Source organism: Micromonospora rosaria (assembly GCF_001567585.1).
In the GTDB taxonomy this organism is placed as follows: Bacteria; Actinomycetota; Actinomycetes; order Mycobacteriales; family Micromonosporaceae; genus Micromonospora; species Micromonospora rosaria.
Map to the genome: position 1 here is coordinate 1 of NZ_LRQV01000193.1, position 10,029 is coordinate 10,029.

At 75.2% G+C, this 10,029-nt stretch carries 12 protein-coding genes; 5 read left to right on the forward strand and 7 right to left on the reverse strand.

Translation table 11 applies throughout. From position 1 onward, the window contains the following. Positions 1 to 97: 97 nt before the first annotated feature. The 3 genes from AWW66_RS29700 to AWW66_RS29710 all read right to left on the reverse strand — a co-directional run bounded on the left by AWW66_RS29700 (position 98) and on the right by AWW66_RS29710 (position 3,831). Positions 98 to 1,102: a methionine synthase gene (locus AWW66_RS29700; protein WP_067373356.1), complete on the reverse strand. Its 1,005-nt coding sequence runs from the start codon at positions 1,100 to 1,102 to the stop codon at positions 98 to 100. 229 nt (positions 1,103 to 1,331) lie between these two features. Continuing rightward, complete coding sequence (gene mnmA, locus AWW66_RS29705) at positions 1,332 to 2,405, reverse strand: tRNA 2-thiouridine(34) synthase MnmA (protein ID WP_067373359.1); 1,074 nt, start codon at positions 2,403 to 2,405, stop codon at positions 1,332 to 1,334. A gap of 247 nt (positions 2,406 to 2,652) precedes the next feature. Then, a complete protein-coding gene (locus tag AWW66_RS29710; RefSeq protein ID WP_067373362.1) occupies positions 2,653 to 3,831 on the reverse strand; it encodes a cysteine desulfurase family protein in 1,179 nt (392 codons plus the stop codon). Positions 3,832 to 4,046: 215 nt separating this feature from the next. On the opposite strand from AWW66_RS29710, the gene AWW66_RS29715 reads away from it, so the two are divergent. Both AWW66_RS29715 and AWW66_RS29720 read left to right on the forward strand, forming a co-directional pair. Then, positions 4,047 to 4,661, forward strand: a complete 615-nt coding sequence (locus tag AWW66_RS29715; RefSeq protein WP_067373364.1) for an RNA polymerase sigma factor — start codon at positions 4,047 to 4,049, stop codon at positions 4,659 to 4,661. Then, positions 4,615 to 5,451, forward strand: a complete 837-nt coding sequence (locus tag AWW66_RS29720) for an anti-sigma factor (protein WP_067373368.1) — start codon at positions 4,615 to 4,617, stop codon at positions 5,449 to 5,451. The genes AWW66_RS29715 and AWW66_RS29720 overlap by 47 nt, the downstream gene beginning before the upstream one ends. Before the next feature lie 108 nt (positions 5,452 to 5,559). Here the strand turns inward: AWW66_RS29720 and AWW66_RS29725 are convergent, their stop codons facing one another. The 4 genes from AWW66_RS29725 to AWW66_RS29740 all read right to left on the reverse strand — a co-directional run bounded on the left by AWW66_RS29725 (position 5,560) and on the right by AWW66_RS29740 (position 8,824). After that, complete coding sequence (locus AWW66_RS29725; protein WP_067373371.1) at positions 5,560 to 6,519, reverse strand: electron transfer flavoprotein subunit alpha/FixB family protein; 960 nt, start codon at positions 6,517 to 6,519, stop codon at positions 5,560 to 5,562. A 13-nt stretch (positions 6,520 to 6,532) separates the two neighbouring features. Continuing rightward, complete coding sequence (locus AWW66_RS29730) at positions 6,533 to 7,312, reverse strand: electron transfer flavoprotein subunit beta/FixA family protein (protein ID WP_067373373.1); 780 nt, start codon at positions 7,310 to 7,312, stop codon at positions 6,533 to 6,535. Positions 7,313 to 7,592: 280 nt separating this feature from the next. After that, positions 7,593 to 7,997, reverse strand: coding sequence for a hypothetical protein (locus AWW66_RS29735; protein ID WP_067373376.1), 405 nt, complete (start codon positions 7,995 to 7,997; stop codon positions 7,593 to 7,595). A 2-nt stretch (positions 7,998 to 7,999) separates the two neighbouring features. Beyond that, positions 8,000 to 8,824 (reverse strand): GNAT family N-acetyltransferase, encoded by an 825-nt coding sequence (locus tag AWW66_RS29740; protein ID WP_067373379.1) that lies wholly within the window; start codon positions 8,822 to 8,824, stop codon positions 8,000 to 8,002. A gap of 42 nt (positions 8,825 to 8,866) precedes the next feature. On the opposite strand from AWW66_RS29740, the gene AWW66_RS29745 reads away from it, so the two are divergent. The 3 genes from AWW66_RS29745 to AWW66_RS29755 all read left to right on the forward strand — a co-directional run. Further along, positions 8,867 to 9,259: a YidH family protein gene (locus AWW66_RS29745; protein WP_067373382.1), complete on the forward strand. Its 393-nt coding sequence runs from the start codon at positions 8,867 to 8,869 to the stop codon at positions 9,257 to 9,259. Then, on the forward strand, positions 9,256 to 9,570 hold the full coding sequence (locus AWW66_RS29750; RefSeq protein ID WP_067373385.1) for a DUF202 domain-containing protein: 315 nt from the start codon (positions 9,256 to 9,258) through the stop codon (positions 9,568 to 9,570). The genes AWW66_RS29745 and AWW66_RS29750 overlap by 4 nt, the downstream gene beginning before the upstream one ends. 30 nt (positions 9,571 to 9,600) lie before the next feature. Continuing rightward, positions 9,601 to 10,029 (forward strand): PLD nuclease N-terminal domain-containing protein (locus tag AWW66_RS29755; RefSeq protein ID WP_067373388.1); only part of this gene is annotated, 429 nt, incomplete at its 3' end.

Genomic DNA, 10,029 nt, shown 5'->3' on the forward strand with positions numbered 1-10,029 from the left:
GGAGCCGGCACCGGACCCGCAGGTCGGAGCCGGCACCGGACCCGCAGGTCGGAGCACCGGACCGCCGCCACGACCCCGGCTCAGGCCGCGAGTGGGCTCACTCGTGGGCCAGGCGGCGGCCGGCGTCCCGGCAGGCGGCGAGGACCGCCCGCACGTACCCGGTGGAGGCGTTGGCCAGGCCGCAGGCCGGAGTGACCACCACCTGCTCGGCCAGCCGGCGGCGGGGGAAGCCGAGCCGGTCCCAGAGCTGGCGTACCCGGTCGGCGACCTGGGCGGAGGTCGGCGCGCGACCGGCCGGCGGCGCGGCCGTGCCGACCGCGCCGGCCAGCAGCCCGAGCCCGGCGTCGATCGCCTCGCCGAGCGGGTCCAGGTCGGTGACCAGGGCGAGGTCGAGCGCGACCCCGACCGCGCCGGCCGCACGGACCACCTCCAGGGGTACGTCGGGGGCGCAGCAGTGCAGCACGGTCGGTACCCCGGCCGCCTCGACCACGGTCCGCAGGGCGACGGCCGCGTCGGTCGCCTCCACCGGCCGGTACGCGCCCAGCCCGCTCTCGGTGGGTATCCGCCCGGCGAGGACCGCCGGCAGCGACGGCTCGTCGAGTTGCAGCAGCACCGAGGCCTGCGGCAGCCGGCGGCGGACCGCCTCGACGTGCCCGCGCAGCCCCTCGGCGAGGGAGCCGGTGAGGTCGCGGACCGCGCCCGGGTCGCGCAGCAGCCGGCCGCCGATCGGCAACTCCACCGACGCGGCCAGGGTGTACGGCCCGCCGGCCTGGATCTTGACCGGCCCGGCGTACCCCTCGGCCTGCTCGGCGAGCTGGTCCAGGTCACGTTCCATCAGGTCCCGGGCACGGCGCAGGTCCCGCCCCGGACGGGCGGCGATCCGCCACCGGGCCGCGTACAGCTCGATCGGCAGCTCGACCAGGAGCCCGCCGGTACGGCCGACCAGGTCGGCGCCGGGACCACGGGCGGGCAACTCGGGCAGGTGCGGCAGCGCGGGCAGTTCACCGAGGACGACACGCTGCGCCTCGGCGATGTCGGTGCCGGGCAGCGAGCCGATACCCGTCGCCGCGCCGGCCGGCCAGGGCCAGGGCTGATCAGTCACGGCCGAAGGGTATCCGGTGCGCCGGCCCGTGGTGGGACGGTGCCGCCACCATCCGGGGCGTGGTGCCACCGACCGTGGGGCGGGTGCCGCCCACCCGACGCGCGGTGCCAGGGCCTGACGCGCGGTGCCGCCCACCCGAGGCGCGGTGCCGGCGGCCCGAGGCGCGGTGCCGGCGGCCCGAGGCGCGGTGCCGGCGGCCCGACGGCGGCCCGAGGCTCGGTGGTGGTGCTCAGGCGGTGATGGTGGCGGAGCCGAGCACGACGTCCCCGGCCGGGTCCGGCCGGTACGCCACGATCGCCTGCCCGGCGGCCACGCCCCGCAGCGGGCGGCGCAGCTCGGCGTGCAACCCGCCGTCGGTCAGCTCGACGGTCGCCGGCACCACGTCGCCGTGCGCCCGGAGCTGCACCTCGCACTCCACCGGCGCGGTCGGGCGCGCCCCACCGGTCCAGACCGGACGCTCGGCGCGGACCGTGGACACCTCCAGCGCCTCGGCCGGGCCGACGGTGACGGTGTTGGTCTTCGGGGTGATGGAGAGCACGTACCGGGGACGGCCGTCCGGGGCCGGTCGGTCCAGGTGCAGCCCCCGCCGCTGGCCGACGGTGTACTGGTACGCGCCGGTGTGGCTGCCGACCACCGCCCCGGTGAGCGCGTCGACCACCTCCCCCGGCGCCTCGCCGAGCCGACCGGCGAGGAAGCCCCGGGTGTCACCGTCGGCGATGAAGCAGATGTCGTGCGAGTCGGGCTTGTCGGCCACCGCCAGCCCGCGCCGGGCCGCCTCCTCGCGGACCTGCGCCTTCGTCGAGTCGCCGAGCGGGAAGACCGACCGGTCGAGCTGCTCGCGGGTCAGCACCGCCAGCACGTACGACTGGTCCTTGGCCAGGTCGACGCTGCGGCGCAGCAGACCGTCCGCGCCGAGCCGGGCGTGGTGGCCGGTGACCACCGCGTCGAAGCCCAGGGCCACCGCCCGGTCCAGCACCGCCGCGAACTTGATCTTCTCGTTGCAGCGCAGGCAGGGATTCGGGGTACGCCCGGCGGCGTACTCGGCGACGAAGTCGTCGACCACGTCGGCGTGGAACCGGTCGGCCATGTCCCACACGTAGAACGGGATCCCGAGCACGTCGGCGGCGCGGCGGGCGTCGCGGGAGTCCTCCAGGGTGCAGCAACCACGCGCCCCGGTGCGGTACGTCTGCGGATTGCGGGCCAGCGCCAGGTGCACCCCGGTCACGTCATGCCCGGCCTCGACGGCCCGCGCCGCCGCCACCGCGGAGTCCACCCCGCCCGACATCGCCGCCAACACCCTCACGCCCAGCCCCCTTCCCCCTCAACCCTACCCACCCACCCCGCCCCACCCCACCCCGCGCCCACCCACCCCGCTGCCCCCAGTCCCCCTAGCCTCCGCCCCCACCCTCACCCTCGCCCCGTTGATCATGGACTTGGCGGGATTCAGGGTGATCGAAACCGCCGCCAACTCCATGATCAACGGGTTGGGAGGGGGCGGGGGTGGGGCGGGGTGGGGTGGGGAGGGGGTGGGGTGGGGAGCAGCGGGGGGGTTAGCGGGGGGTGGAGCGGAGGGCGGCGGCGCGGCGGGCGCGGTCGACGGCGGCGGGGAGGGCGGTGATGAGGGCGTCGACGTCGGCGGCGGTGCTGGTGTGCCCCAGGGAGAAGCGCAGCGAGGAGCGGGCGCGGTCGTCGTCGGCGCCCATCGCGAGCAGCACGTGCGAGGGCTGGGCCACCCCGGCCGAGCAGGCCGAACCGGTCGAGCAGGCGATGCCCTGGGCGTCCAGCAGCAGGAGCAGGGCGTCCCCCTCGCAGCCGGTGAAGGAGAAGTGCGCGTTGCCGGGCAGCCGGTCGACCGGGTCGCCGTTGAAGACCACCTCCGGCACCGCCCGACGGACCCGGGCGACCAGGTCGTCGCGGAGGGCGGCGACCCGGGCGGCGTACTCCTGCTGGGCCTTGACCGCCGTCTCCACCGCCACCGCGAAGGCCACGATGCCGGCGGCGTCCAGGGTGCCGGAGCGGACGTCGCGTTCCTGGCCGCCACCGTGCAGCAGCGGGGTGGCGGTCACGTCCCGGGCCAGCAGCAGGACGCCGACCCCCGTCGGGCCGCCCAGCTTGTGCCCGGTGACGGTCAGCGCGGCGACGCCGCTGGCCGCGAAGTCGACCGGTACCTGGCCGACCGCCTGGACCGCGTCGGTGTGGAACGGCACCCCGTGGCCGGCGGCGACGGCGGCCAGGTCGGCCACCGGCTGCACCGTGCCGACCTCGTTGTTGGCCCACATCGCGGTGACCAGGGTCACCCGGTCGCCGTGCTGGTCGAGTTCGGCGCCGAGCCGCTGCGGGCTGAGCCGCCCCTCGGCGTCGACCGGCAGCCAGCTCACCTCGGCGCCCTCGTGCCGGACCAGCCAGTCCACCGCGTCGAGCACGGCGTGGTGCTCGACCGCGCTGCACACCACCCGGTCCCGGCCGGCACCGGCGGCCCGCCGGGACCAGAAGATGCCCTTGACCGCGAGGTTGTCACTCTCGGTCCCACCACCGGTGAAGATCACCTCGGAGGGGCGGGCGCCCAGGGCGGCGGCCACCCGCTCACGGGACTCCTCCACCCGGCGGCGGGCCCGGCGACCCGCAGCGTGCAGCGACGACGCGTTGCCGACCTCACGGGCCGTGGCGACGTACGCCTCCAGTGCCGCGTCGAGCATCGGAGTGGTCGCCGCGTGATCCAGGTATGCCATCGGGCACCAGCCTATCGAGGCGACGGCACCGCCCGCCCCGCGCGTCCACCCCACGGCGCCACGCGACGGAGCCGGGCACCGGCGCGGCCCGGGACGACGGCACCACGCGACGGAGCCGGGGCACCGGCGCGGGCCAGGGCGACGGCACCGGGCGGTGGGGGTGGGGGCCGTGACGGCTACAGTCCGGGCATGCCCCAGGAAAGGCGAACCGCCCGGTGACGGCGGTACGGCAGGCAGCCGACCCGCCCGACCCACCGCAGGACGACGACCTGGTCGAACGGTTCCGCGCGGGTGACGAGTCGGCCCTGCGGGAGGCGTACGACCGGTACGGCCGCGCCGTGTTCCACCTGGCCACCAGCGTGCTCGCCAACCGCAGTGACGCCGAGGACGTCACCCAGGCGACCTTCGTCGCCGCCTGGCTGGGCCGGGACACCTTCGACCCGGCGCGCGGCTCGCTGCTCGGCTGGCTGCTCGGCATCGGCCGCCGCAAGGTGGTCGACCGGGTGCGCGCCTGCGCCCGGGAGAACCGGGTGGTGGAGAGCGTCCGGCAGCTTCCCGAGCCGGCGACCGCCGGCCCGGATCCGGACACCGTGGTCGACCGGCTGGTGGTCGCCGACGAGCTGGCCCGGCTGCCGCAGGAGCAGCGGCGGATGCTGGAACTGGCCTTCTACGAGGACCTGACACACCAGCAGATTGCCGCGGCGACCGGGGTGCCGCTGGGGACGGTCAAGAGTCACATCCGACGCGGCATGGCGAGCCTGAAGCGCAGATGGGAGGTGGACGGTGCAGCACCTGGACCACGACCGGCTGGTCTTCCTGGCGCTCGGTGAGAGCGTGGCGGACACCGGTGAGGCCGACCATCTCGACACCTGCGCGCACTGTCGGGACGAGGTGGAGACCTTCCGGCACGTCGCCGGGCTGGGCGCTGCCACCCGGACCGTGCGGGACCTGCCCGACCCGCCGGAGCACATCTGGCAGGGCATCGTCGCCGAGATCCGGGCGGTGGCGGAACCGCCGGCCCAGGCTGAGACCCGGACCAAGGCTGAGACCCGGACCAAGGCCGGGGCCGGGGCCGAGACCCGGACCGGGAAGCAGACCGAGACCCGCGTCGAAGCTGGGGCGGGGGCCCGGGTCGGGGTCCCGGCCCGGCCGGGGCGGGTGGCGGTGGGGGGTCGGCGACGCTGGCCCCGGTGGGCGGTGACCACCGGGACCGCGGCGGCGGCGGCCGTCCTCGGCGTGCTCGGCACCCTCGCGGTGGTGGAGACCGAGCGGAGTACCCCCGCGCCGGGTCGGGTCGTGGCCAGCGGCCCGCTGGCCGCGTACGGCGCGACGCCCTCGCAGGCCCGGGGCGAGGCCCGGGTGTTCGACGACGGCCGGCTCCACCTGCACGTGACGGACCTGCCGGCGGTGCCGGGGTACTACGAGGTGTGGCTGATCAATCCGAACACCGGGGCGATGTTCTCCGTCGGGGTGCTCGGGGACGGCCCGGACGTGCTGCTGCCGTTGCCACCCCGGGCCGATGTGCGGGCGTACTCGGTCGTCGACATCTCGGCCGAACAGTTCGACAACGAACCCGCCCACTCCGGCGACAGCCTGGTGCGGGGCACCCTGACGGGCTGACCGGCGGCCCGCCGGTCCCGCTCGCCGGGGCCGGCGGGCCGTGGGTACGCGTCGGGCCCGCCGGAGGTTCCCGGCGGGCCCGACGACGGCGTCACCCGTGCTCGCGGGTCACTTCCGCTTGCGGATCTCCTCGGTGATCTGCGGTACGACCTTGAACAGGTCGCCCACAACGCCGAAGTCGGCCAGCTCGAAGATGGGCGCCTCGGCGTCCTTGTTCACCGCGACGATCGTCTTCGAGGTCTGCATGCCGGCCCGGTGCTGGATCGCGCCGGAGATGCCGAGCGCGATGTAGAGCTGCGGGGAGACCGTCTTGCCGGTCTGCCCGATCTGGAACTGGTGCGGGTAGTACCCGGAGTCGACCGCCGCGCGGGACGCGCCGACCGCGCCGCCGAGCAGGTCGGCCACCTCCTCGACCAGCGTGAAGTTGTCCGCGTTGCCGACCCCGCGACCGCCGGCGACCACCACGGACGCCTCGGTCAGCTCGGGCCGGGAGCCCTTCTGCTCGGCGACCCGCTCGACCACCCGGGCCAGCTTGTCCGCGTCGGTGAGCGTCACGGTCAGCGGCTCGACGGCGGGCGTGGCCGGCGCCGGGCTCGGGGTGACCGAGTTGGGCCGGACGGTGACCAGCGGCAGACCCCGGGTGACCTTGGACTTCACGATGGTGGAGCCGGCGAAGGCGACCTGGGTGGCGGTGCCGTCGGCGGCGAGCCCGACCACGTCGGTCAGGATGCCGTTGTCCAGCTTGACGGCCAGCCGGGCGGCGATCTCCTTGCCCTCCTGGGCGGAGGCGAGCAGCACGGCGGCCGGCTGCACCCGGCCGACCAGCTCGGCGAGGACGGTGGCCTTCGGCGCGACCAGGTAGCCGTCGATCTCCTCGCTCTCGGCGGCGTAGATCTTCTGGGCGCCGTACTCGCCGAGCGTGGCGCCCAGCGCCTCGGCGGCACCGGGCCCACCGAGCACCACGGCGCTGGGGGTACCCAGCTCGCGGGCGAGGGTGAGCATCTCCAGGGTGACCTTCTTGACGCCGAACTCACGGGTGGCTTCGACGACGACGAGAACCTCAGACATGTCCCGGACCCCCTCAGACGAACTTCTCGGTGGCGAGGAACTCGACGAGCTGCGTGCCGCCGGAGCCCTCGTCGGTGACCTTCTCGCCGCCGGAGCGCGGCGGGCGCTTGCTGTGCTCCAGCACGGTGCTGGTCGCGCCGTCGAGGCCGACCTCGGACGCGGCGACCCCCAGGTCGGCCAGGGCGAGCGTCCGCACCGGCTTCTTCTTGGCGGCCATGATGCCCTTGAAGGACGGGTACCGGGGCTCGTTGATGGTGTCCCAGACGGAGACCACGGCGGGCGTGGCGGCGGTGACCACCTCGTAGCCCTCCTCGGTCTGCCGCTCGACGGTCAGGGTGCCGCCGTCGACGGTGAGCTTGCGGGCGCCGGTGAGGGCGGCGACGCCGAGCCGCTCGGCGAGCATGTGCGGCAGGACCTGGACCCGGCCGTCGGTCGACTCGGCGCCGCAGAGCACCAGGTCGGCGTTGAGCTGCCCCAGGGCGGCGGCGAGGACCTTCGAGGTGGCCACGGCGCAGGACCCGTGCAGGGCGTCGTCGACGACGTGCACGGCGGCGTCCGGGCCCATGGAGAGCGCCTTGCGGATCGACTCGGTGGCCCGGTCCGGGCCCATGGTCAGGATGGTGACCTCGCCACCGTGCGCCTCCTTGATCTTCAGCGCCTCCTCGATGGCGTACTCGTCCATCTCGTTGATGACGTTGTTCGCCGAACCGCGGTCTACGGTGTTGTCGTCACTGCGCAGGTTGCGGTCCGCGCCCGAGTCGGGCACCTGCTTGACGAGTACGACGATGTTCATCGCGCTTCGACGACCCTCCTGTTGGTGGTGCGAATTCTCGCCCGGTCATGCGATCTCTCGCCTGGTACGGCCCGCAGCCTCGCGCGTTCGTTGCCGACCGGTCAACCACGGGCTGCGGTGCAGTTACCCACTCCAGCTATGTTACCTGTCAGTAGCATCGAGCCCGGGGTGCGCCACAGTGACTCAGCTCACCGCCCGGACTCGGTTCACCGCACGACTCGCGGTCGGCCCCGCGCCCGGCCCGGAAGCCGTCAGGACGACATCCCGTACCGGCGGGTCGTCAGTCGCCCGCGCCGAGGGCGTCCCGGATCCGCGCGATGACCGCGGCCTCGGCCGACGAGACGCCCTTGTGCGCCCGCGCCACCTCGTCGGCCGCGGCCAGCACCACCGAGCGGTACTCCTGCACGTCCGCCGGGGACCTGCGGCGCAGGATCTCGACCGCCGCACCGAGGGCCGGGAGCACCCGCGACTCGACCTCCAGGACGTTGTCGCGGGGCAGCTTCGGCAGCGGCCCGGTGGTCAGCGCCTCCTTGACCACCCCGCTCGCCCCGGACAGCACGCCGGAGGCGGCGAAGCTCTCCCGGACCAGGGCGAAGATGCCGGGATCGGCGTTCGACACCAGGTACACCGCGCCGAAGGCCCCCAGCTTGAGGGTGAACCGCTCGTCGTCCGTCAACCGCTCCATGATCACGGAGTGTAGACGTAGGGCGTGGTGGTCGTGACCTGGACGAAGCCCAGCCGTCGCAGGATCGGCCGGCTGTCCGGCGAGGCGTCCACCTGCAACAGGGTGCGCCCCCGCTGGGCGGCCAGGCGGGCCCGGTAGCCGACCAGCGCCCGGTACACCCCCCGGCGGCGCCACCGCGGCAGCGTCGAGCCGCCCCAGAGGGTGGCGAAGCCGGTGTTCGCCACGTACCGCACCCAGCCCGCGCTGACCACCTCCGTCCCCGCCTCGGCCACCACCACGGTGATCGACTGCGGGTCGGCGGCGATCTCCCCGGCCAGGCCGTCGACCAGGTGACTGCGGTCGTCGCCCCAGACCGTCGCCTCCATCGCCGCGATCCGCTCCAGGTCCGCGCGGCCGGTCACCTCACGCAGGCGTACCCCCTCGGGTGGGACCGGCAGCGTGGCGGCCAGCGGCGCGACCGGGCCGACCAGCACGCTCTCGGTGTCCTCGCCGACGAAGCCGGCGGCGCGCAGCCGGTCGGCCAGGTCCGCCGGCTCGTCGTGGGCGACGAGCTTCCACTCGACCGGCTCGCCCCGGCGGCGGAAGAACTCCACCTGCCGGTCGATCAGCGCGTCCAGCTCCGCGCCGGTCAGGCCACCGAGGTCCCGGTACGTGAGGAAGCCCCGCGCGTCCCGCCCGGTGACCCGGACCAGCGGGCCGTCCCGCTCGACGGTCACCCCGGCCGGCACCGGATCGGGGATGTCGGGCCGGAGCTGGGTGTCGTACGCGCTGCGCAGCGTCGTCGGGTCGAGGGGGCCGGCACCGGGCGATACGTGATCACTGCTCACCCGGACAGGCTACGACGCGGACAAAGCGGATAATCACTGTTCGTGTGGCAGGCGATCCGACGCTGGTTCGACCCCTCCGACCTGCGGGCGGTGGGGCGTACCCCCGACTACCGTTTCTCGCTGGCCAACGAACGGACCTTCCTGGCCTGGCTGCGCACCGGCCTGGCGCTGGTCGGCGGCGGGCTCGCCGTCGCGCAGTTCCTGCCCCCGCTGCCGCTGCGGCACCTGCGCGAGACCATCGCCATCGTGCTGCTCCTGGTCGGCGGCGCGGTGGCGGTCCGGGCGGTGGACCACTGGGCCCGCACCGAACGGGCCATCCGGCAGGACGAGGAGTTGCCCGCCTCCCGGTTCCCCGCCGTGCTCGCCCTCGTCGTCGGCCTCGGTGCGCTGCTGCTGGTGGTGGCGGTGCTGGCCGGGGCGCTCGGCCAGCGGTGACCGGGACGCCCCCGGGGCGGGACCCGGGCCTGCAACCGGAGCGGACCCGGCTGGCCTGGCGTCGGACCGCGCTCGCGCTGACCGTGGTGGCCGTGCTGGCGCTCCGGTTGGCGCTGGCCGGGGAGCCGTTCGGCGCACTGGTCGGCCTCGCCGTGGTCGGCGTCTGGGCGGTGGCCCTGCGGGTCTGCTGGCGACGGGGCACCGGCAGCGGCCCGGCGCCCACCGGCGGCCCGGCGTTGGCGCAGGCCGCGCTGACCGCCGTCGGGCTCGCCCTGGCGGGCCTGGCGCTGGTGCTGCACGAGCTGTGGTGACGTACCGCGACGGTGCGTCATGATTGGCCCATGGTCCGGCTGTTGATCCTCCTCGTCTTCGTCCAGGTCGTCGCCGCCGCCCTCGCGTTGATCAGCTGCCTGTCGGCGGAGAAGGGCACGGTGCGGGCCCTACCCCGGGCCGCCTGGGTGGCAGTCATCCTGCTCGTTCCGCTGGTCGGCTGGCTCGCCTGGTTCTTCGCCGGCCGACCGCTGCCGGCCGGGCGGACGACCGGCTGGCCCGGTGGCGCGTCGTTCCGCGCCGCCCCGGCCCCGGCCGCGCCGGACGACGACCCCGAGTTCCTGCGGACCATCGCCGAACGGTCCCGGTCCCCGGAGCACGACCTCTTCCGCCGCTGGGAGGAGGACCTGCGCGACGACGCCGGCCAGGGACGCGAGCGCGACCCCCGACCGGGCACCCCGGCCGGGGAGGCCGGGAGGCCCGGGGTGCCCCGGGGGCCC